The sequence below is a fragment of the Alteromonas sp. KC3 genome (genome assembly GCF_016756315.1).
Taxonomy (GTDB): Bacteria; Pseudomonadota; Gammaproteobacteria; order Enterobacterales; family Alteromonadaceae; genus Alteromonas.
In genome coordinates, this window is record NZ_AP024235.1 from 2,278,669 (window position 1) to 2,301,423 (window position 22,755).

The following is a 22,755-nucleotide window of genomic DNA, read 5'->3' on the forward strand; positions in this document are numbered from 1 at the left end:
TTTGTGTCAAACCACACCAAACATATAGGCATTACTCGCTTGGAGTGAGTAAGCTCAAATATGGGTTGCGATTAATCATCGTTTTTATTGATTAAAGACTGAATATTCTCAGTTAACTTTTTGTTAGGTTGAACGCCAAGCTCTCTGAACTTTTCAATTTGTTTTACAATATTTCCCCGCCCGCTACTTAGCTTATTCATTGCGCTGTCAAAACTTGATTGTGCACCATCTAAAGCCTTACCTACCTTTTCCATATCAGTGATAAAGCCCACAAACTTATCGTATAACTTAGCCGCTTGTTCAGCGATAAGTTGGGCGTTTTGGTTTTGATATTCATACTGCCAAATATTATTAATTGTGCGCAGCGCAACTAATAAATTGGTAGGACTTACAAGCATGATGTTGTTGTTAAGCGCTAGCGTGACTAGGTCAGGCTCTTCTTCAACGGCCAATAAGAAAGCAGGCTCAATCGGAATAAATAGCAACACATAATCGAGGGTCTTAATGCCTTTAAGTGATTGGTAGTCTTTTGAACCTAACCCCTTTATATGCCCTTTAATTGAAGCAACATGTTGAGTTAGGTAAATGTCGCGCTGTGCTTCGTCTTCGCAGTTATAAAATCGCTCATACGCGGCAAGGCTAACTTTTGAGTCGATAATAACGTCTTTTTCATTTGGCAAATGAACGACAACATCAGGTTGATATCTGCGCCCTTCTTGTGAAGTGGCTGCCACTTGCGTATCAAATTCATGCCCTTCTCTTAAACCTGATTCCTGCAAGATTCGTTGTAGTACCACTTCTCCCCAATTGCCTTGCTTTTTATTATCCCCTTTGAGCGCGTTGGTTAAAGCGGCCGCTTCTTCGGTAATCTTTTGGTTCAAGGCTTTTAAACTCAAAATTTCCGTTTTAAGCGACGCTCGCTCTTGCCCTTCTCTAATGTGTTGCTCAGAAATCTGGCGTTTAAAACTGTCTAATTCAGATTTAAATGGCGCGAGTACCGATTCAATATTGTGCTTCGTTTGCTGGGTATAACGCTGTTGCTTTTCTTCAAAAATTCTATTCGCCAAGTTTTCAAATTGAGTTTGTAAGCGCTGCTCTGATGCCGTCATCGCTGCAAGCTTATCTTCATGCGCTTCCATCAGTGCATGTATTCTATTTTGGTGCGCATCATTTTGTGCATGCGCTTTAGCTAATGAAATACGCTCTTTGTTTAGTGTATCTTTTAACTCTTCATTGGCCTGTTGAAGTGTGATCACCTGCTCTGCTTGTTGCGATAACAAAGCTTGCTTTTCTCGAAATGTGATTAATTCAGTAGATAAGCTATCAATGGTTGTTTGTTTATCAGTATTTTTTTTCTCTAGTCGCACATTTTGTAGCAACAGAAAAGTACCGAAAAAGACTAGTACAACTAGCGTAATTAGAATGGTTAATGGTGAAGACTGAATAAGTTCGAAAATCATAGCGCCAACGATATACTGTTATTCTGTACAGCAATATAAACAAAAAACACAAATAAAAACAGGTACTCAAGGTACCTGTTTATAATCTATTTCAACAGCCACGTTAAATAGCTGGTAAATAAACTGTTATTTAGATAACGATTTATCTAAATCTTCGATTTTTGCCTTCCAAATTGCTGGGCCATTTTTATGGGCATTTGCACCAGTGCTATCTACTGCGACTGTTACTGGCATATCTTCTACTTCAAATTCGTAAATTGCTTCCATACCTAAGTCTTCAAAAGCCACTACACGCGATTTTTTGATTGCCTTAGAAACAAGATAAGCAGCTCCACCAACAGCCATCAAATAAACTGCTTTGTGTTTCGCTATAGAATCTACCGTTGCAGGTCCGCGCTCAGCCTTACCAATCATGCCAATTAGGCCTGTTTTCTCAAGCATCATATCGGTAAACTTATCCATGCGTGTCGCGGTTGTTGGACCTGCTGGCCCTACAACTTCATCACCTACTGCATCTACTGGACCTACGTAGTAGATAAAGCGATTGGTAAGATCAACGCCATCAGGGAGACCTTCACCATTTTCCATCATAGTTTGAATGCGTTTATGCGCTGCGTCGCGGCCTGTTAACATTTTGCCAGATAGCAAAACAGTCTCACCCACTTGCCACTCTTGAATATCTTCTTTTGTGACATCGTCAAGGTTTACGCGACGAGTATTTTCGCTAACTTCCCATGTCACTTCTGGCCAATCTTCTAACTTAGGCGGAGTTAATTCAGCAGGACCAGATCCATCTAAGTAGAAATGTGCATGGCGAGTCGCTGCACAATTGGGGATCATCGCGACAGGCTTAGACGCAGCGTGTGTAGGAAGCGATTTAATTTTTACATCAACAACGGTAGTGAGGCCGCCTAGCCCTTGCGCGCCGATACCAAGCTTGTTAACGCGATCGAAGATCTCAAGACGTAGCTTTTCGTCTGTAGTTTGTGGACCGCGTTCAATGAGTTCTTGAATATCAACAGGGTCCATTAAGCTTTCTTTAGCCAGCACTGCTGCTTTTTCTGCAGTACCACCGATACCTATTCCCAGCATGCCTGGTGGGCACCAACCTGCTCCCATAGTAGGTAACGTTTTTACCACCCAATCAGCAATATCGTCGCTTGGGTTAAGCATTACCATTTTAGATTTATTTTCTGAACCACCACCTTTGGCCGCGATCATCACTTCAATCTTTTCGCCCGCTACCATGTCAATGTGTACAACTGCTGGCGTATTGTCTTTTGTATTTTTACGTGCACCTGCTGGGTCTGCAACGATTGACGCGCGAAGCGGGTTGTCTGGATTAAGATAAGCGCGACGTGTACCTTCATCGACCATTTCTTGCACAGTCATGTCGGTCTTATCCCATGTCACACCCATACCTACTTTTACAAAACAAGTAACAATACCTGTGTCTTGGCATAGAGGGCGCTTGCCTTCTGCTGACATGCGAGAGTTAATGAGAATTTGTGCCATCGCGTCTTTTGCTGCTTGGCTTTGCTCTTTGTTGTAAGCCTCTTCTACTGCCTTAACGTAGTCTAGAGGGTGATAGTAAGAAATAAACTGTAGGGCATCTTCAATGCTGTCAATGAAGTCTTGTTGACGAATAACGGTCATGACATCCTCTTTTTATTTGGCTTTCGTGGTCTTAGCTAGCTAAAAAAGCGTATACTAGCGCATCTGGCGACATCGCACCACGTAAAACGAATGGCGTAACCGTAATTCTAACTATTTGTCAGAGTAATGGTTTTATCTGGCCAGTGTGAAATGTGAGTGCTAGTAATAGACACAGTATATACGCTTCACAAGCACCGAATAACAAAGACAAGAAGTAAATAATACATTTTATGCAACACACGCCGTTTACCATCAAGGTTACTCGTTTATCCAAACAAGAATTATGCTCGCTGATACCAGAAACAGCAGAATTTGAATGCTTTACTGACATATTTCAGAAAATATCGCACACACCATGGGCGTTGTTACTTGATACTTCTGGCTCTACGCAAAGTGACGGACGCTATAACATTATGGCCTACTCCCCCTCTTTGGTAGTAGAAGCCAAAAAGTGTGTAGTTTCACTTCTCGATCCAATTCGCAATATAAACACAATAGTGGATGAAAAACCGTTTGAGGCTGTAGAAAAGTACCTCCATAGCCAGCTAGACGGTGTAACTGTTGACACTTCTGAAGACATAAGCGAGTTGCCATTTATCATTGGCGTGGCAGGCATGGCGGGTTATGACACGGGTCGCTATTATGAAAATCTTCCTTCAATCTCACAATCAGATTACCAAAGCGCTGATTTTTCTGTCGGTCTTTATTTGCAATCGCTCATTGAAGATACCAAAACAGGGGCATTTTATTACTGTTCTTGCGACGGAAGTACAAGTCCAAACATTGAAGAACTTGTTAGAGCACAACACAACCGCGCTGACTTTTCGCTGACATCACCATTTGAATCTAACCTTTCAAAATCGGCATACACACAGTGTTTGTCACAAATCAATGATTACCTGCGTGCTGGCGATTGCTATCAAGTGAATATGGCACAGCGCTTTTCAGCAACATATACAGGTAGCTTTTGGAATGCGTATAAAGAGTTAAGAGCACAAAACTGCGCGCCCTTTTCAGCCTATTACAATTCATCATCTGGCAGCATCGCATCAATATCGCCAGAACGGTTCTTGCGTGTAAAAGATGGTGTTGTCGAGACAAAGCCAATCAAAGGTACCAGACCGCGTTTTAGCGACCCAAGTAAAGACAAGCGAAGTGCTGAAAGTTTGCTATCTGCTGAAAAAGATCGCGCTGAAAACCTTATGATTGTTGACTTGCTACGTAACGATATCTCAAAGCACTGTAAACCACACTCTGTTAACGTGCCTGCGTTGTTTGCACTTGAAAGTTACCAAGCTGTACACCACTTAGTAAGTACAGTGGTCGGTGAACTTGATGAGTCAACGTCTCCATTAACTTTACTTAAATCAGCTTTTCCCGGTGGCTCGATTACCGGTGCCCCCAAAATTAGAGCAATGGAAGTGATTGACGAACTCGAGCCACATAGAAGACACATTTATTGCGGAAGTATATTTTATATGGGCTTTCGTGAAGATATGGACTCTAGTATCTGTATTCGTACATTGCTGGCTGAAAAAAATACACTATATTGTTGGGCTGGAGGCGGCATTGTGCTTGACTCTGTGGCGCAAGAAGAATATCAAGAGACATTCGATAAAGTGTCTAAGATAATACCAGTGTTAGAGTCGCTTAATACTAATTAGCTTAATACATGTAACTTAAAACATGACAAGAACAGAATTTATTGCACAGTTTCACCATTTGCGTGTTCCGCGCATAGAGCCCGATTACCCTCTTCGAAAAGCGGGTCGTCCGGCCGCCGTTCTGATTCCCCTTGTCGACTATGGTGATAAGTTAAGTGTTTTGCTCACAGAGCGAGCCTACCACCTAAAACATCACCCTGGACAAATAAGCTTTCCGGGTGGTGCTGTTGAGTATAGCGATGCTAGCCTATTTGACGCTGCGCTAAGAGAAGCCGACGAAGAAATTGGTTTACCGCCCAAAAATGTAGATATTGTCGGTATGTTGCCTCGCTATCGCACTATTAGCGGATATGAAATCGCGCCTGTTGTTGGGTTTGTTAACCCAGACTTTGAGCCCAAACTAGACAGAAACGAAGTGGAAAGTGCATTTGAAGTACCGCTAGCTCACCTTTTAAATAGAAAGAATCACTTGATTCACACAACCCACAGAAATAACAAAACCTTTCCTATTTATTTCATACCATGGCAAGACAAAATGATTTGGGGCGCAACAGCTGCATTGCTTCGCAATCTTTCACACCATATTCATCCCTAGTGGCATAGCGCCCAATTGCTGCACTATAAATAAATGTTTACAGCGTATTAGCAAAACTAATCACACTATTAGCATTTCTGTATTGTAGTTGTTTGCACTCAGATGCATGATCTTACTATTAATTCGTTTTAATGATGAAAATACTATGATCAGTGTATTTGACATGTTCAGTGTGGGTATAGGCCCTTCAAGTTCACACACTGTCGGCCCTATGAAAGCGGGCGCAGAATTTGCCAGTGAGTTGGCGCAACAGCCAGAACTATTTAATAAAATTGACCACGTTAAAGTAGAGCTTTTTGGTTCTCTTGGACAAACCGGTATTGGTCACGGCACCGGTAAAGCAGTAATTTTAGGTCTATTAGGTGAATTGCCTGACCAAGTAGACGTTGACACTATTGACGCAAAGCTTGAAGAAGTGCGCAACAGTGAAATGCTGTCGCTAAATGGTACTAAGCCCGTTCGTTTTCCAAACAAAAATGCTATTGTATTTCACCGTCGTAAAACACTACCAAAACATGCCAACGCGCTAACGTTTTATGTTTATCACAAAGATGAATTGCTGGCCGAGCAGACCTATTACAGCATTGGTGGTGGTTTTATCATTAAAGATGAAGACTTCGATGCCACCAAGGCACACGCAGCAAGTCTGCAAGCATCAGTTCCGTTCCCATTTAAAACGGCTGGAGAATTGCTAGCACTTTGTAAAACAAATGGCCTTAGCATTAGCTCACTTATGCTACGTAATGAATCTACATTCAGGCCTAAGCACGAAGTAAAACAAGAGCTACACAATATTTGGCTTGTTATGAAAGCCTGTATACAGCGCGGCATCGAAAGTGAAGGTATTCTTCCTGGTGGTCTGAAGGTCGTACGTCGAGCTCCTGGGCTGTATAGAAGGCTTCAAACTGAACACACCAATGATCCTATGCAAACCATGGATTGGGTAAACTTGTTTGCACTTGCCGTTAATGAAGAAAATGCCGCAGGCGGGCGTGTTGTGACAGCTCCTACCAATGGTGCAGCGGGTATAATTCCCGCGGTTTTACAGTACGTCGACAAATTTATTCGCCCAGTCGATGAAGAAGTTGCTAGCCGCTTCCTTCTCACTGCAGGTGCGATTGGTATTTTGTATAAAGAAAACGCATCTATCTCAGGTGCCGAGGTAGGTTGTCAAGGCGAAGTAGGTGTAGCTTGCTCTATGGCAGCTGGAGCTCTTGCTGAAATTATGGGCGGCACTGCGGCGTCGGTCGAGAACGCGGCAGAAATAGGCATGGAGCACAATTTAGGGTTAACCTGTGACCCAGTTGGTGGACTTGTACAAGTACCTTGTATTGAGCGAAATGCCATGGGAGCCATTAAGGCAATTAACGCGTCGCGCTTGGCGTTACGTGGTACAGGCGAACAAAAAGTATCGCTAGATAAAGTTATCAAGACGATGCGAGATACCGGTAACGACATGAAGACCAAGTATAAAGAAACCGCGCGTGGCGGCCTCGCGGTAAACATAATCGAGTGTTAAGGGAATTGTCCCCACCAAAATTATAAAAAAGGGGCAATTAAGCCCCTTTTTTATAATCTAAATTTTATCGTTATTTAACGGGTAGCGTTACACCTTTAAACATCTTTTCTACTTCTTCGTTATTTTTTAGCATCATCGCTTTTTCCACTTTATCTTTGGTCAAATGTGGCGCAAAACGCTCAATAAAGTCATACATGTAACTGCGTAAAAACGAGCCTTTTCTAAATCCAATCTTAGTCGTGCTGTAATCGAACAAATGACTCGCATCGATTTTAACTAAATCATCATCAAGTTCTTCACTTACTGCCATTGACGCAATAACGCCAATGCCAACACCTAAACGTACGTAAGTTTTGATAACGTCGGCATCGGTGGCAGTAAACACTATTTTAGGCGTAAGCCCAGCGCGCTCAAATGCTTGGTCCAGCTCCGAACGCCCAGTAAACCCAAATACGTAAGTAACCAGTGGATATTTGGCAATATCACTAATATCTATCGTGCCTTTTTTCGACAGTGGATGATCTTTATTTACAATGACACTTCTATTCCAGTGATAGCATGGCAACATGACTAAGTCGTTGTAAAGATGCAGTGCTTCAGTTGCAATAGCGAAATCGGCCTCGCCTTTAGCGGCTAGGTCACTTATCTGAGACGGCGTGCCTTGGTGCATATGTAACGATACTTTAGGGTATTTACCCATGAAGCCTTGGATCACATCAGGTAACGCGTAACGCGCTTGGGTATGCGTTGTTGCTATATTGAGTTTACCTTGGTCTGGTAAAGTGTGCTCTCGCGCAACTGCCTTAATGCTCTCAACTTTTGCTAGAATTTCACGCGCTATATTGATTACATCATTACCTGCATCAGTAACGTGTGTTAGGTGCTTCCCACTACGACCAAATATCTGAACGCCAAGTTCATCTTCTAGCATTCTTACTTGCTTGCTAATACCTGGCTGAGAAGTATACAAACTTTCAGCTGTCGCAGAGACATTCAGATTATTATTAAGGACTTCTACGATATACCGTAGTTGTTGTAGTTTCATATTTTAAACACCATTTACTGCGCCGGATTATCACTATACTCCCATCGTTATAACCAAAACCACTTATTTTTGCTAGTTGATATTACAAAATCTGCATAATAAAGTAGAAAATATGCACAAACTCAATATTTTATCGCAGTATCATTCGCCTTTTTATGTAATCTTAGACATTATAAAAAGTACACGGCACAGGAAATAATATTAACCATCATGAGTAGCAAGCAGGTCACTTCAACTATCGACTTCTCTTCGGTACTAGCTGCCGCTGTACATGATATGAAGAACTCACTATTTCTACTTATTCAATCTATTGAAGCACTTAGCCATGTTCTTCCTGTAGATAACACTGAAGCGCAAGAACAAGTAGCTAACGTGCATTACGAAGCGTCTAGACTTAATACCAATCTAGTACAAATTCTGTCGTTGTATCGAGCAGAGCTCGAAAGTTTACCTATCACGGTCGATGAGTGTTTCATCCAAGATCTCGTTGAAGACGTTATTGGTTCTAATACGCTTTATACAAATCAAAAACACATAAATATCGAGATAGAAATAGAATCAGAGTTACGTTGGTATCTTGATGAAGAATTAATTTACCTTTTGCTTAATGACGCAATTATTAACGCCATGCGTTACGGTACATCAAAGATAAAAGTGTCTGCTGCTGATTATGATGGCTTTCTACAGCTAAAAGTTGAAGACGATGGTAGCGGATACCCTAGTGATATGCTGACAAGAAGCCACGAGCAATTGGCCGATTTTGAGTTGAGTCAAGGCCGCACTGGACTAGGCCTGTTTTTTGCCAAATTAATCGCCAAAGCACATTCTCAAGGTGATAAAGCAGGCACGATAGCACTAAGTAACGGAGGGATTTACGGTGGAAGTGTATTTGAAGTAAAAATACCGTAGTATTGACCGATAATAATAAATGAAGACAAAATAACGTTTTACGCACATACTTCTATGAACGTTATAATAAAAGCATAAAAGAGACGGAACACGCGCATGTACGTGATTATCATAATCCTGATTGTTGTTTTGCTTATTGCAGCAATATTTATTAACGCAATGCAGCAACATAGGCAAAAACAGGAAGCTGAGCGCCGTGCTGAGCTAGCCAAGCAACGCACGATTGTAGATGAGACAGAAAATGTTATTGCGGCTAGCGTGAATATGCCAGTGTCGTCTCGCCTTATGGGAATTCTTCACAATCGCATTCTTAATTCATTGAAAACAATGAACGAATTGGCAAGTACAGCAGAGTTAAAGCAGCGCATATCAAGTACTGAGCAAGCAGCTGCTACGGCGCTCTCTGACAATTCTCCGGCGTCGACTGAATTCGCGCTTCCCGACAACGATAAAGTTATTATTCAATATATACAGGCTGTGAAAAAACTGAGGGTCATCATTCGAGCCGAACACAGTAAAGGGCAAATTGATTCGAAAGTTTTTTTAGACGAAGACAAGCATTTAGAAAAGCTTCAGCTTAAAGTGAATGTGGAAACCCTGGTGAAACGCGGTAGAGCTGCCCTTCAAACTAATATGCTAGGTTCTGCTAGGCAGTATTTTGAAAAAGCCAAAGCGGCGTTAGAAAATCAGACACCTCAAGATGAATATTCAAGTTCACGACTGGCGACGATAAAAGAATGGCTCTATGAGATACAAAGCAATCTTAAAAGTGTTAATGAAAAAGATCGCGCTAAGAAACAAGCAGAAGAGCGCGACGAATTAGACGAACTCTTCGCACCGAAAAAGAAATGGTAGCGTAACGCTAATTTTGTAAGGGGTAAGGACGCCGATATGTATAAACACTTAATTGGTTCTGCATTACCCCCTCGCCTCTTTTTACTGCTTCCTCTATTCTTTTGCACCTTTAAGACAGTTGCACTAATTGATAGCGAGCACCTCAGCAATGCTTGTGATGAAGTCATCATTTCAGCCCATCCTGATTATGCGCCTTTTCACTGGGAGCAAGACGGCGAGATTATAGGCGCCTCTATCGACATTACCGGGCAAATTCTAAACGAGATGGGTATAGCGTGGCGTTCGGACTATGTTGGGCCTTGGAAACGTGTACTCCAACACGCCTATGCTGGTCATATCGACCTAATACCCGCGTTAAAAAAAACCAACGAACGTGAGCAGTTCCTTCACTACACAAACGCCCATTTCTACAGCAACCCTGTTGCTATTTACCAAAAAGCAACACCAGACACTCAACCTGTACACTCCCTCGACGCGTTGGATGGATTGATTGGCTCTGTAAATGCTGGAGATAATCACGGCGAGCACATTGATGCATTCTTGTCGGTTCAAGATGTCGTTGAGGTTAAAGGGCTACGGGAAAATTTCGAGCTTCTTGCACGAGGCAGAACCGATTATTTTGTTATTGGCAAGCAAACTGCGAACGCGTTTCTTCAGACTAACAAAATGCTCTCTCAGTTTGAAATAGTGTTCGAAACTAACAATGCCGTCGTACATCACGGTTTTAGCAAGCGCTCTGCTTGCACCGCAATAATCGATGAATTTGATAAACGTTTACAGCTTAAGGTCGACAATGGAGAAGTAGAATTAGCCATAGAGCATTACAAAAACAAATGGCTTGAAAGGCAATTGTTAGAAGAGTAACGAGAGTATTTGTCGATGTATTTAAACTTGATGCACTAAGATTGAGCTTTTTCATTAAGCCTCTTAACTAATCTCCGTAATAAGCTACACACAAATCCCACAGTTTTTGAGCCGAAACCGACAATCCCTTTCTGGCATTTCGGATAAGCCCAATACGTTTTATCAATGGATCTGTTTCAATAGGCAGTACCACTAAGCCCAAGCTTTTCATTTGCGTTTCACACAATGACGGCATAATCGAAATCCCAAGCCCATGTTTAATAAGCTTGCCTAGGGTAGACAATTGCCCTGTTTCAGCCACGATATTAATATCGCCATATTGCAGTAGCTTATTTTGTGTCCATGACCTTACCGCAGACCCACGGTTCATCATAACGAGTGGCAGTGACAGACATTCGCGCCACAGTGGCACTTGGCTAAGTTTTGCGGCTTGCTCTTTGTTGGCGACTACCACAAATCGGTCTTGAAATAGGCTTTCAAAAATAAGACCGTCTTTACGCTCGGGTTCAAAAGAAAAACCTAGTTCACAACGGCCAGTTGTTACTTCATTGATCACTTGTTCCATAACGATGTCAATAACGCGTATGTTTACGTTCGGTGCTGCACGGTGAAACTGGGCTAGCAATATCGGCAAGTGCGACTCTGCAAAAGACGGCATAGCACACACAGACAATTGTCCTTTTGCCATCGCGAATAAATTCTGCATATCAGAGAACGTATTGTCCCAATCTCGAAGTAACCTAATGGCATTAGGTAATAGCAATTCACCTTCTGGTGTAAGGCTTACGTTGCGGGTATTGCGTTCAAACAACCTGCCACCTAATTGTTGCTCCATTTTTTTAATTGACGACGACAACGCTGGCTGTGTTAGATGTAAGTTTACAGCGGCTTCGGCGAACGTAGATGACTTAGCAACCTCTATAAACGCGCGTAATTGACGATAGGAAATATCCATACTCATTAATTAATATAATTTATTAATCGTAAGATTAATTCGATTTTACATAATAAGCAACAATGTTGATACTTAGTGTTAACAATTCAAATTGGAGAGAGTGAATGGCAGGTTTCAACAAAGTCGTTTCTTCATATGATGAAGCAATGAAAGGTTTACAAGATGGCATGACTGTCATTGCCGGCGGTTTTGGCCTTTGCGGCATTCCAGAAGGCTTAATTGCACAAATAAAGACAATGGGCGTCAGTGGTCTAACCGTAGTTTCTAACAACTGCGGCGTAGACGGTTTTGGGCTTGGTTTATTGCTTGAAGATAAGCAAATAGCAAAAATGGTGTCTTCTTACGTGGGCGAGAATGCCTTGTTTGAAAAACAGTTATTAAATGGTGAGTTAGAGGTAGAACTTACTCCACAAGGAACCCTTGCCGAAAAAATGCGAGCAGGTGGTGCAGGCATTCCAGCGTTTTATACAGCAACTGGCTACGGTACACCTGTTGGCGAAGGTAAAGAGGTAAAGGAATTTAATGGCCGCCCTTATATTCTAGAGCACGCTATCACTGGCGACTTTGCCATTGTTAAGGCGTGGAAAGCCGATAAATTTGGTAACTGTGTATATCGCCACACTGCGCAAAACTTCAATCCAATGGCAGCTACTGCAGGTAAAATTACCATCGTAGAAGCAGAGGAAATTGTAGAACCTGGAGAGTTATCTCCCAGTGAAATTCACACGCCGGGAATTTACGTGAACCGCGTTATAAAAGGCTCATTCGAAAAACGCATTGAACGACGTATCGTAAGTAAGGAGGCAGTATAATGCTAACTAGAGAGCAAATTGCCATGCGCGTAGCGCAAGAGTTCAAAGATGGCGACTACGTAAACTTGGGTATAGGTATTCCTACATTGGCCGCCAACTATGTGCCTGACGATATTAGCGTTATGTTGCAATCAGAGAATGGCCTTTTAGGTATGGGCCGTTACCCTACTGAAGAAGAAGTAGATGCAGACATGATAAATGCAGGCAAGGAAACGGTAACAGCAATTACCGGCGCCTCCATTTTCAACAGTGCTGAAAGCTTCGCCATGATCCGTGGTGGCCACGTTGATTTTACGGTACTTGGCGCGTTTGAGGTGGACGTTTCCGGTAACATCGCTTCGTGGATGATACCTGGTAAACTGGTTAAAGGTATGGGCGGAGCTATGGACCTTGTAGCTGGCGCTAAAAACATCATTGTTACCATGACTCACACTGACAAGCATGGCAATTCAAAACTACTGCCTGAATGTACTTTACCGTTAACTGGCGTTAATTGTATCACAAGGATTATCACTGACTTGGCAGTACTTAGCGTGCAGGACGGCGCGTTTATACTACAAGAGCGTGCGCCGGGCGTTAGTATTGACGAGATTAAAGAAAAAACAGCGGGCAAGCTTATTGTTCCAGACAATGTGGTAGAAATGTCACTTTAATCATATTTTAGAGGGCATCTTTATGCCCTCTTCTTTCATTATGTCTATCATTAAGGGATAATGCGCCGATTCGTTATTTTAAGAGGCATCCCTTTGCAAGTTACCGATTTACCTGTCCACCATAAAATCATTTCTAAGCTTGAAACTAAAAACATTTCAACGCTCACCGAAATTCAAGAACGCACTATGTTACCGGCTATTCAAGGTAAAGATATTATTGCGTCTTCAAAAACAGGCTCAGGTAAAACCTTCGCTTTTTTAGTTCCAGCAATCAATCGTTTAATGTCGCAAAAAGCGCTTAGTCGTCAAGACCCGCGCGCGTTGATATTAGCGCCAACTCGCGAATTAGCGAAACAGGTGTTTATTGAAGCTAAGTCGATGTGCACAGGGTTGAACCTTACTTGCTCGCTAATTGTTGGCGGTGAAAATTATAATGATCAAGTAAAAGCACTGCGCCGTAACCCACATATCATCGTTGGCACAGCGGGTCGTGTAGCTGACCATCTACTCGATAAAAGCGTATATCTAAACGGTCTGGAGCTGCTGATTTTTGACGAAGCTGACCGCATGCTTGATTTGGGGTTTGCTGCACAGCTTAAAATGATAAACGATTACGCAGACCACCGAAAACGCCAAACTATGCTGTTCTCTGCCACACTCGATAATATTGAGTTGAAGCACATGACGGGGCAATTAACGAAAAGTGCTGTGCGCGTTGCTGTGGGTGATGCGACTGCCCAGCACGGTGATATAGAACAGCGATGTTTCTTTGCAGATAACGTCGATAACAAAGATGCCATATTGCACGCTGAGTTAACGAACCGTTCTTACAATCAAGCCATTGTATTTACCGCTACACGTGAAGATACTGACCGCATTGCAGCATTGCTCAACGAAGACGGTTTAGAGGCTATTGCGCTTCGCGGCGATCTACCACAAAACCAGCGCGCCGCAATCATGAGTTCATTTGCGCGTGGTCAACACAGTATCTTAGTTACAACAGACCTAGCATCACGTGGGCTTGATCTCTCTAAGGTAGGCTTAGTAGTCAATTTTGATCTTCCTAAAAACGCCGATGAATATATTCATCGTATTGGCCGTACTGGCCGCGCAGGACAAAAAGGCGAAGCATTTTCCTTAGTTGGGCCGCGCGATTGGAAGAGCTTTGAAGCACTTAAAAACCATTTGCAATACGCGTTAGAGTGCAGTGCTCACCCAAAACATGCCGCTACTTTTAAAGGCTTTGCTCCAGCAAAGAAAAAGGCATCCAAACAAGCTGGTGCGCAAGGTAAAAAACGGGTAGCAAAACCGATTAAACAACAGCATAAAAAGCGTATCGATACGATGGGCGGTGAAGATGTGGGTATGGTTCCGATAAAACGCAAACCAAGAAAGCCACTGGAAGACGACACAGATACCGCTGACGAAGAGTAACTCGTGGGCTACTTGATAAGCGCTAATAACGAAAACCACTAACAAGCAGTGATTAGCGTAAAAAATTAATAAAAAAGCGAGCCCTGAACTCGCTTTTTAGTTCTATATTGCTACTGGAAAATACTCAAATTAGTATTCCCACCAGCACTCTTGCCACCACTCTAAAAATTCTTCGAAGTCGATAAAGCCATCATCATTGCTGTCGATGAGCTTAAAGCCTTCTTGTACGTGGCTCGCTTTTGTCTTTGGTGAGATCACCGTAAGAAGTTCGATGAATTCAGGCAAATCGATTTGACCATTTCCATCGCGGTCAAAAAAGCTGAAGTCTTTTCTAATTTCTTCAATTTTAGATTCTGAAAGTTGAGTGCTCACTCGCGTTCCTTATTTCAACTGCAATAAACACGAGTGTAACGCCCTTCTAACTTACTGTCTATGCCTGATTTTCTTTTGCTTTCAGTGCACGTAATCGCTGGGCTTGCGCTTTCTCTTGACGTTTTTGTTCCATGGTTAAACGCGCTTCAGTACCCACGTGTTCTTGCTTACGTGACTTAGCAAGTTGTACCTGCTTTTCACGCTCACGGAAACGCTCAAGTTGTTCGTCTGTATGAGTGCCATAACAGTGTGGACAGCTTACGCCAGCTTCATACTTATCGCTTTCTTTGTCTTCTTCAGTAATGGGCAGACGGCAAGCATAGCACTGCTCATAGTGGCTTTTTTCTAAGTCGTGATTAACCGCAACGCGATTATCAAAAACAAAGCAGTCGCCTTCCCACATAGATTCTTCTTTTGGCACGTCTTCAAGATACTGAAGAATTCCACCTTCAAGATGATAAACCTCTTCAAACCCCTGCTCTTTTAGATAGGCAGTAGATTTTTCACAGCGAATACCGCCTGTACAGAACATGGCAACTTTCTTATTTTTCGCTGGGTCAAGTTCTTTTGACACGTACTCAGGGAACTCTCTAAATGTTTCCGTTTTCGGGTCAATGGCGTTTTTGAATGTACCAATTTCAATTTCATAACCGTTACGTGTATCAATAACGGTAACGTCTGGATCGCTGATAAGCGCATTCCAATCTTTTGGCTTCACGTAGGTACCCACCGTTTTGCGTGGATCGATACCTTCAACACCCATGGTTACGATTTCTTTTTTCAGTTTTACCTTAGTACGATAAAACGGCTGTTCATCGTGAAGTGATTCTTTAAAAGAAATAGGATTAATTCGAGTATCATTGTTTAAATACGCAAGTAGCGCATCAATACCTTCACGCGTACCAGATACTGTGCCATTGATACCTTCATGAGCAAGTAACAACGTACCTTTAATACCGTTACTTTCCATCGCCTCTAGAAGCGGCTGACGCATTTCTTTGAAATTTTCAAGTGCAACGAATTTATACATCGCACATACAATATATTTTGACATGTTTTTAAACCTTTGCTGATTGGAGCGTAAGACCAGTGCAAAAATGCGGCGCGCAATATAGCAGATTCACAGTTACAAATCTACGGCAGTGCTGGTTTATGCCTTTTTGCAATTAGCATCAGTCAAAGTAATGATGGGTAGATGATATTTTATGCAACAACTTATGCAACAACAGATTCATCCCAGCGGCGGGACGTTAAGTTGTCATTAAACGCATGACTTTGTTCGACAACATCAAACAGCATCGTGTTATCTTCATCTATTGTACTAGAGTACGCTTTAGCTACTCGCTTTTGAGTACCATAGCTACAGTTATCTATTACATCATCTGGTAGTCGCAATTTGTTGTTGGTTTGCGCAAGTGGTTGAGGGTTCATAACGTGAAACAACCTTGCGGTTGCAATGTCTGTTTTCATTAATTCCGACAAAACAGACATGTTTTTCCAATCACTTGGCGTTGCCTCAAGTTTAGCTTTTGGGTAATGATTTAAAGCTTCAAGCGTTGAATCGATACTACCGCGTTTATTGTCGTTAAGTGTATCGGCACTATTGATGTGAATGGGTTCTGCCAATGCGTGTTGTTGCATGGCTAAATAAAGTGAAAATAGAGCGCCTTGGGAAGTCGCCTTAGACAGAATACCGCTAGACTCCCAAAATAGACTTGGGTCTATTGGGGGTGTGTTATTTGTCTTTAACTCTTCTGCTGACATTATATCTGGCGTTTATCACGTACAAACTTATACTTAGGTTGTCGGCAAGATAATGTTTTTCTTGAGCTTATTATTGCTCTCTATCGCGTAATAGATAATCATACTGCTATGAGCGATACCCATTCATGGATTGGAAATGCAATTTAGTAACAAACAAGTTTTGATTGTTGAAGATCAACGCCCATTCCTGCTGTTGTTAAAAGGGCTCATGCATTCTATGGGTGTATCCGATGTCGTTACAAAATCGTCTGCAGAACAAGCCGTTTCCCTATGTAAGAAGCATAAATTCGACATCATTGTTTGTGATCTTCACCTTGGTGCCGACAACAAGAATGGCTATGAACTTATAGAAGAACTGCGCACAAGACGACTGATTAACCCAACATCCGTTTTTGTACTGATTAGTGCAGATAGCGCAAGACCTGTGGTTTTAGGTTCAATTGACAGACGTCCCGATGACTTTTTGATTAAACCTTTTTCTCAGGTTCAACTTAAGTCTCGCATCATAAGAGCCTGGCAAAAGCGTCAGTTTCTTAAAGAGGCTTATCGCCTAATAGAACAACAAGAATATAATGCAGCAATAGACCATATTGAAGAACTGCTAGCCTCTCCATCACATTACAAAGGTCATTGTGAACAACTGCTTATCGAACTTTATTGGCAAATAAACGAACCATCTAAAGCACTTGATGTGTTACAAGACTATATAAATGGAAAACCCGTTCTGTGGGCTCAGGTAGCACTAGGTAAAACGTATCTACAACTTGAGCAAAACGAGAAAGCTATTTCCATAGCAAAACGCATTATAAAGAAGAACCGCTTTAATGCAGATGCCCACGATATCATCGCTCAGGCAAATCAAGCGCTAAAGCAAGGCGAAGCGGCTATAGAAGCAATTAAAGAAGCCATAAAGTTATCGCCTTTCTCGCTTACGCGCCACTTTCAAGCCTGCAATATAGCGCGGGCCAATCAAGATTTGGTATTAGCAGCAAGTTCAAGCCAAGCGATATGGGATTTATCAAAACGTACTGTGTATCAAAATAGCCTTCATTGGTGCGGTATTATCCGCGCAATGCTAGATGTTGCAGAATTTTTCGACGATAAGAAACAGCGAAACAAGTACCAACAAGAAGCACTTCTTACTCTACAACGCGGTAAATTTGATGAACATTTACAACGTATAGACAGGGAATTCGATGTTGAAATATTCGGAAAGATTGTAAATGCAAGAGTCAGCGCAATTGATGGAAAACTCATTGATGCCAAACGACATTTATCAGACTCTCAAATAGCACTTGAAAACAAATACCCTGAACTACCGACTGCGTTTATTCCAGATAGCATTAATGTAATGTACAAGCTTGGCGAATATGATGACGCACTTGAACTGTCTAAGATATTAGAAGGTAGACAAGACAAGCTAGATGCCAATAGTAGCTCTATGCTTAGCGAGCAAGAAAAGAAAGCGCAACAAAACCTCGCTAATTATCAACAGTTCAATAGAGAAGGTATTCAGCATTATCAGAAACAAGATTATGAAAGAGCCAAAGCATCGTTTGCTCTAGCCCAAGGCTATGCCCCTGTTAATACTGGCGTATCGCTAAACCTGCTGCAATGCTTACTGCAAATCGCCAAAACGCAAGACAAAGTCGAAATGAAAATCATCAACGAATGTAAACGCCTTTTTAAGCTGATTGATGATATGAATTTGAAGCCTCCCTACCAAGAAAAATACATTAATCTAAGAGAAGAGTTGTCTAAATATATTGGGTTTTAAGCGGTAATTGTTTTTTTTCAACTGTGATTTTTATTTGCTGGTTAAATTACTATTTTTAAATGTTCTTCAATCGCTGTATGTCCTTTTGAGGAGGTAAGCCAAATAGCCTGCTGTACTCACGACTGAATTGTGTAGAACTTTCATAGCCTACAGCAGAACTAGCTTGTGTTGCATCAAGCCCATTCATAAGCATCTGATCCCTCGCTTCTTGAAGACGAAGAGTTTTCTGATACTGCAATGGACTGGTTCCAGTTAGAGCCTTAAAATGTTGCCTGAATGCCGATGCACTCATGTGTGCTTTTTCAGCCAAATCATTCATGCCGATGCCCTGAGCAAAGTTCTGTTTTAACCACGTTACAGCTTTCAAAACATTCCCATTTGGTGAGCCTAGCGCCGCCAAATGGCGAAGATGCATACCATGAGGACTATCTAGTAGGCGCAGCACAATCTCCTTTTGAATGAGCGGTAATATGCCTGCTTTAATTGTTGATTGTTTCTCAAGGGTCAGCATTCGCTTCAATGCATCTAAAAGACCTTCATCGACGTCATATGATGTCAGTGCTTTAAATCGTATATCTTTAGGTGGTTTTGATAGTTTTAACTCCGCGCAAGTTTGCATAATAAGTGAGTAATCCATTTTCAATATCAATGCTAAAAAAGGCGAGTGTCGAGAGGCGCTAGAAACATGTGAGACAACTGGAAGATCAAAAGTAGTCAACATTGCCTGCCCCGCTGTGCAGTGGGTAACTTCATTATCTTGCAGAATTTCTTTGCCGCCTTGCAGTACAACTGCCAGGCTAAGTGTATAGATGCAATGTAAGGGTTCCGTTGGGGCATTGCGTACATGTACCGTAAGACCTTGTATGCCCGATTCAAAGTCCCCTTCTTTTCTGGCGAACGATTCTAACAGTTGAAAAAGCTCATTGCTTGCAACCGATTTCTGCTCAGGATTCATTGAATACTCTCTGATATTTTTGAACATACTTATACGCATTTCCTTTAAGGAAAACTAATGACTGTTCATCATACTTCTCTGCTTATAAGAGGCAACGAGTGCCTCCTATAAGCTAAAAATTAACCTAAGGTACGGGTGAAGAAAGGTGCTAGTGCACTGATAGCACTCTCTATTTCGTCTTGACCATCGTACAAGTCCATGTGGTTTGCACCGTCAACGATATGCATTGTTTTGTCTGTTGATGCCGCACGCTCCATTAGATTATCACTCATCCATTTACTACCGGCATCGGAACCAACAACGGTTAATAACGGCTGAGTAAGAAATGCTTCTGCTTTAAAGAAAGCATCGTAACTGATCAGTTGCGTTAGACTTCGGGCTGTACCGTAACCAGGCGCAGTGCAATAGGCCGCTCGGTCGGTGTGGTAATACTCCCATGCCTGACGGAGTTCCTCGTTTGGCGCATCTTCCTCTTTCAGCGGAGCCATTGGCATGGTGGCGGTGTCATTACCACTTGCGTCTGACGTTCTTGAGTCAGAACCGGCCTGTAAATATGGCAATGCATCACTGTCTTTCACGTTGTTGTCCCAACCGTTTCTGAACATTTGGCCAATATTTACCATACTAACTGTGCCGATGGCTTTTATACGTCTATCATTGATTGCTGCATTAGCGGTATAGCCCGCACCAGCACAAATGCCCATAGCACCGATGCGGTTGTTGTCCACATAGGGCAATGTCGTTAAATAATCAATTGCTGCACTCACGTCTTCGGTACGTACATGAGGGTTTTCTAGTTGACGCGGTATGCCTCCACTCTCACCTTGGTAAGAGGCATCATATGCAAGTGCGATGAAGCCATTTTCAGCTATTTTTTCTGCATAAGTACCTGCAGTTTGCTCTTTTACACCACCCCCTGGGTGTGAAACAACAACTGCTGGATAAGTCTGAGACTCATCAAAGTCTTTCGGAAAAAAGACCATTCCAGCCATCGTAATATCAAGACCATTTGTATTCGGGAAGTTGACTTTTTTCATGTTAAACGCTCCTTAACTAAAAACACCTGTTGATGCTGAACCGACTTATTGTTCCATCAGCATTTGCTACAGGATTAAGTTTAGTAAGTGAGCGATAAGAATGTTTGCCTAAAACAACGAACTGATTGCCTGAAATGTCATTTCGACGTTGTGTATAAAACCTTAACTTTCATGTGAGAGAACATAGAATTAACCAAACTAACAGTCCAATCGGGATAAGCCTCTTGCCTATTCCGCACTTTTAGCGTGTGTGAGTTCAAGGTACGGCTATAGGCAATATTCCTTACATTAAAGCCAGTTCACAACGAAAGGGTCTGAAAAATCTAGCTAACAAAGTTCACTCGAATTTATGCAGACCCACTACACTACCGCTGAAATTTAGCCACGGTATCGATTAACTCGTCTAATTCATTAACTAGCTTTTCTTTTTGTTTTGCACTTAGTGTCGTAAAGAGTTCAGCCATCATTGTTGCTGTTAGCTTGGTATTATGCGCACTTGCTTGTTTAAACGCGTCACTGCGATATTGCTCTGGATTTTGCATCAGGGTTGTTAAGTCATTTGCAAAGTTGGTATTTGTGCTTCTGGTTACAAAAATACGCCTTGCAGCATTTTGAATGTCTCTTTGGTATTTCAGCCACTCTTCAGATGTAGAGACAAACTGCTGCGCATAACTGGCTATTATCTGTTTTTGGGGTTGTGATAGCTTGCCAATTCGCTCTTCTACGCTTTCTTCCATGCGCTCTATGCGTAACTCAAGGCGCTTGGCTGCACTCTCCTCTAACTTCTCTTTACGCTCTTTTTCTTCTTCTTTGTTATCTTTTTCAAGTGCCGCAAACAACTGTACGACTTGATCATCACTTAACTCTTTTGCAAGTATTGCAAGTTGAGGACTAATTTCATCTCTCACTCTCTCCCAGTGAGCCTTAGCCATATCAATGTGCGCGTAGATTGTGTCGTAATCCATCTCATTGTTAATCACTTGCGATTTGACTTGCTGCAGGTGCGCTTTGTAGCGAGTTAATTCTGATTGCTTATGCCAACTAAGCCACTTCTGTAAATAGCTATCAAATTGCTCTTCTTGCTTATTATTTAGTTCAATATAGTCATCAAGATACCAGTACACCCACCAATCTAAATTATCGTAGGCAAACTTTGAGCTACATGCAGAAATTAGTGATACAAAAACAACGACAACAAACAAACGCATAACGCTTTTCCTTAAACGGTTGGTTATCCAACTGTGATGTGGGTCAACATCTAACACCCTGTAATGAGTTAGCATGTAGACAACAAAAGTTCCAAAAGTGCCAAAAAAGTTTTATTTAGTAACACTTTACCTTAATGGCGGCATGATCTACTTTACTACTACGTACTAACATTAGATTACGAGCTACTTACGTCTTTTTAGAAGGATTTATTTGTGTCAAAACGTGTCGCGATACTCACTTCAGGTGGTGATGCACCCGGTATGAATGCTTGCTTGCGTGCTGCAATTATTAAGTGCAAATGTGAAGGTTACGAACTACTGGGATACAAACACGGCTACAATGGATTGCTTGAGCAAGAGTTTATTTCGCTTAGCTTCGACACAACCCATAACCTTATTCAACAAGGTGGCACCATTTTACGCAGCGCTCGCTGTAAATCATTCAAGACTGACGCTGGTGCAAAGCAAGCCGCGAACAATCTAAGGAAGGCAAAAGTAGACACCCTTGTTGTAATTGGTGGCGATGGTTCGTTTAAAGGCGCGGCTCACCTCAGCCAGTTTTGGGACGGACAAATTATTGGGATCCCAGGCACAATTGACAATGATATAGCAGGTACAGACGCCACTATTGGCTATTACACCGCTATCGATACCGCAATGAGTTCTATCGATAAAGTACGCGATACCGCAGATGCATTTGAACGGATATTTTTAGTGGAAGTTATGGGTCGACATGCGGGTTTTTTAGCGTTAAATGCAGCGATAGCCTCGGCTGCTGACTATGTCATTGTGCCAGAGTTTTTTAAAACCACAGATGATGAGCTTAATAGGATAGTAAAACAGATTAAAGCACGCCGCGAACAACAAGGCGCTCTAAGTTTCATTATTGTGGTTGCCGAAAACGTTTGGCCAGAAGGGCTTTTGGGGCTAAGCAATGCGCTTAACAATAAAGGAATTGATGATGTCAGGCCAGTGACCTTGGGGCACGTACAGCGCGGCGGCTCACCCGTTAGCCAAGACAGGCTGCTAGCAACAACCCTCGGTGAGTTTGCTATTAGTTTAGTGGGAACTAATCACACCAACATTATGGTAGGGGAAGTTAACCAACGACCTGTCATTGTGCCATTAGAAGAAACATGGAAACACGCTAAGCCTTTAAACGACGCTCAAATTTGTGCAATGAAGTCATTAATGAACGAACGATATTAATCGAATATTTAA

General features: G+C 42.1%; 21 protein-coding genes. 11 read left to right on the forward strand and 10 right to left on the reverse strand.

Going from position 1 to position 22,755, the window contains the following annotated elements:
• Positions 1 to 71: 71 nt before the first annotated feature.
• Both rmuC and JN178_RS10245 read right to left on the reverse strand, forming a co-directional pair.
• The gene (rmuC, locus tag JN178_RS10240) at positions 72 to 1,460 is read right to left on the reverse strand and encodes a DNA recombination protein RmuC (RefSeq protein ID WP_232369747.1); all 1,389 of its coding nucleotides are present in this window, start codon (positions 1,458 to 1,460) and stop codon (positions 72 to 74) included.
• 126 nt (positions 1,461 to 1,586) lie between these two features.
• Positions 1,587 to 3,116 (reverse strand): fumarate hydratase, encoded by a 1,530-nt coding sequence (locus JN178_RS10245; RefSeq protein ID WP_202265810.1) that lies wholly within the window; start codon positions 3,114 to 3,116, stop codon positions 1,587 to 1,589.
• A 230-nt stretch (positions 3,117 to 3,346) separates the two neighbouring features.
• Between JN178_RS10245 and pabB the strand changes: the two genes are divergently transcribed.
• The 3 genes from pabB (at position 3,347) to JN178_RS10260 (ending at position 6,894) form a co-directional block, all read left to right on the forward strand.
• Positions 3,347 to 4,780 (forward strand): aminodeoxychorismate synthase component I, encoded by a 1,434-nt coding sequence (gene pabB, locus JN178_RS10250; protein WP_202261462.1) that lies wholly within the window; start codon positions 3,347 to 3,349, stop codon positions 4,778 to 4,780.
• Positions 4,781 to 4,802: 22 nt separating this feature from the next.
• A complete protein-coding gene (locus JN178_RS10255; RefSeq protein ID WP_202261464.1) occupies positions 4,803 to 5,375 on the forward strand; it encodes a CoA pyrophosphatase in 573 nt (190 codons plus the stop codon).
• Between the two features lie 145 nt (positions 5,376 to 5,520).
• Positions 5,521 to 6,894 (forward strand): L-serine ammonia-lyase, encoded by a 1,374-nt coding sequence (locus tag JN178_RS10260; RefSeq protein WP_202261465.1) that lies wholly within the window; start codon positions 5,521 to 5,523, stop codon positions 6,892 to 6,894.
• Between the two features lie 70 nt (positions 6,895 to 6,964).
• Here the strand turns inward: JN178_RS10260 and cysB are convergent, their stop codons facing one another.
• Complete coding sequence (gene cysB / locus JN178_RS10265; protein WP_039220248.1) at positions 6,965 to 7,939, reverse strand: HTH-type transcriptional regulator CysB; 975 nt, start codon at positions 7,937 to 7,939, stop codon at positions 6,965 to 6,967.
• A gap of 207 nt (positions 7,940 to 8,146) precedes the next feature.
• Here cysB and JN178_RS10270 point away from each other — a divergent pair, with 207 nt between their 5' ends.
• The 3 genes from JN178_RS10270 (at position 8,147) to JN178_RS10280 (ending at position 10,567) form a co-directional block, all read left to right on the forward strand.
• Positions 8,147 to 8,848: a sensor histidine kinase gene (locus JN178_RS10270; protein WP_202266028.1), complete on the forward strand. Its 702-nt coding sequence runs from the start codon at positions 8,147 to 8,149 to the stop codon at positions 8,846 to 8,848.
• 96 nt (positions 8,849 to 8,944) lie between these two features.
• A complete protein-coding gene (locus tag JN178_RS10275) occupies positions 8,945 to 9,703 on the forward strand; it encodes a hypothetical protein (RefSeq protein ID WP_202261468.1) in 759 nt (252 codons plus the stop codon).
• Between the two features lie 36 nt (positions 9,704 to 9,739).
• Complete coding sequence (locus JN178_RS10280; protein ID WP_202261470.1) at positions 9,740 to 10,567, forward strand: substrate-binding periplasmic protein; 828 nt, start codon at positions 9,740 to 9,742, stop codon at positions 10,565 to 10,567.
• 67 nt (positions 10,568 to 10,634) lie between these two features.
• Here the strand turns inward: JN178_RS10280 and JN178_RS10285 are convergent, their stop codons facing one another.
• On the reverse strand, positions 10,635 to 11,522 hold the full coding sequence (locus JN178_RS10285) for a LysR family transcriptional regulator (protein WP_202261472.1): 888 nt from the start codon (positions 11,520 to 11,522) through the stop codon (positions 10,635 to 10,637).
• Positions 11,523 to 11,626: 104 nt separating this feature from the next.
• Between JN178_RS10285 and JN178_RS10290 the strand changes: the two genes are divergently transcribed.
• The 3 genes from JN178_RS10290 (at position 11,627) to JN178_RS10300 (ending at position 14,421) form a co-directional block, all read left to right on the forward strand.
• On the forward strand, positions 11,627 to 12,334 hold the full coding sequence (locus tag JN178_RS10290; protein WP_159624431.1) for a CoA transferase subunit A: 708 nt from the start codon (positions 11,627 to 11,629) through the stop codon (positions 12,332 to 12,334).
• Entirely contained in the window at positions 12,334 to 12,987 is a 654-nt protein-coding gene (locus JN178_RS10295) for a CoA transferase subunit B (RefSeq protein WP_202261474.1), read from the forward strand. Before JN178_RS10290 ends, JN178_RS10295 begins: the two co-directional genes overlap by 1 nt.
• A 93-nt stretch (positions 12,988 to 13,080) precedes the next feature.
• Complete coding sequence (locus JN178_RS10300) at positions 13,081 to 14,421, forward strand: DEAD/DEAH box helicase (protein ID WP_202261476.1); 1,341 nt, start codon at positions 13,081 to 13,083, stop codon at positions 14,419 to 14,421.
• Between the two features lie 129 nt (positions 14,422 to 14,550).
• Here JN178_RS10300 and JN178_RS10305 read toward each other — a convergent pair whose 3' ends face one another.
• The 3 genes from JN178_RS10305 to JN178_RS10315 all read right to left on the reverse strand — a co-directional run bounded on the left by JN178_RS10305 (position 14,551) and on the right by JN178_RS10315 (position 16,557).
• Complete coding sequence (locus tag JN178_RS10305; protein WP_159624429.1) at positions 14,551 to 14,793, reverse strand: EF-hand domain-containing protein; 243 nt, start codon at positions 14,791 to 14,793, stop codon at positions 14,551 to 14,553.
• 58 nt (positions 14,794 to 14,851) lie between these two features.
• Positions 14,852 to 15,847: an oxygen-dependent tRNA uridine(34) hydroxylase TrhO gene (trhO, locus tag JN178_RS10310; protein WP_202261478.1), complete on the reverse strand. Its 996-nt coding sequence runs from the start codon at positions 15,845 to 15,847 to the stop codon at positions 14,852 to 14,854.
• Positions 15,848 to 16,008: 161 nt separating this feature from the next.
• Positions 16,009 to 16,557: a VC2046/SO_2500 family protein gene (locus tag JN178_RS10315; RefSeq protein ID WP_202261480.1), complete on the reverse strand. Its 549-nt coding sequence runs from the start codon at positions 16,555 to 16,557 to the stop codon at positions 16,009 to 16,011.
• Between the two features lie 136 nt (positions 16,558 to 16,693).
• Here JN178_RS10315 and JN178_RS10320 point away from each other — a divergent pair, with 136 nt between their 5' ends.
• Complete coding sequence (locus JN178_RS10320; RefSeq protein WP_202261483.1) at positions 16,694 to 18,334, forward strand: tetratricopeptide repeat-containing response regulator; 1,641 nt, start codon at positions 16,694 to 16,696, stop codon at positions 18,332 to 18,334.
• A 55-nt stretch (positions 18,335 to 18,389) separates the two neighbouring features.
• On the opposite strand, the gene JN178_RS10325 is transcribed toward JN178_RS10320, so the two are convergent.
• The 3 genes from JN178_RS10325 to JN178_RS10335 all read right to left on the reverse strand — a co-directional run bounded on the left by JN178_RS10325 (position 18,390) and on the right by JN178_RS10335 (position 21,534).
• Entirely contained in the window at positions 18,390 to 19,289 is a 900-nt protein-coding gene (locus JN178_RS10325; protein ID WP_202261485.1) for an AraC family transcriptional regulator, read from the reverse strand.
• A gap of 119 nt (positions 19,290 to 19,408) precedes the next feature.
• Positions 19,409 to 20,326 carry an alpha/beta hydrolase gene (locus tag JN178_RS10330; protein WP_202261487.1) on the reverse strand — a complete coding sequence of 306 codons (918 nt, stop codon included), beginning with the start codon at positions 20,324 to 20,326 and terminating at the stop codon, positions 19,409 to 19,411.
• Between the two features lie 365 nt (positions 20,327 to 20,691).
• Positions 20,692 to 21,534 (reverse strand): DUF6279 family lipoprotein, encoded by an 843-nt coding sequence (locus JN178_RS10335; protein ID WP_202261489.1) that lies wholly within the window; start codon positions 21,532 to 21,534, stop codon positions 20,692 to 20,694.
• Between the two features lie 213 nt (positions 21,535 to 21,747).
• Between JN178_RS10335 and JN178_RS10340 the strand changes: the two genes are divergently transcribed.
• Positions 21,748 to 22,743, forward strand: coding sequence for an ATP-dependent 6-phosphofructokinase (locus JN178_RS10340; RefSeq protein ID WP_202261491.1), 996 nt, complete (start codon positions 21,748 to 21,750; stop codon positions 22,741 to 22,743).
• The last annotated feature ends 12 nt before the right edge of the window (positions 22,744 to 22,755 follow it).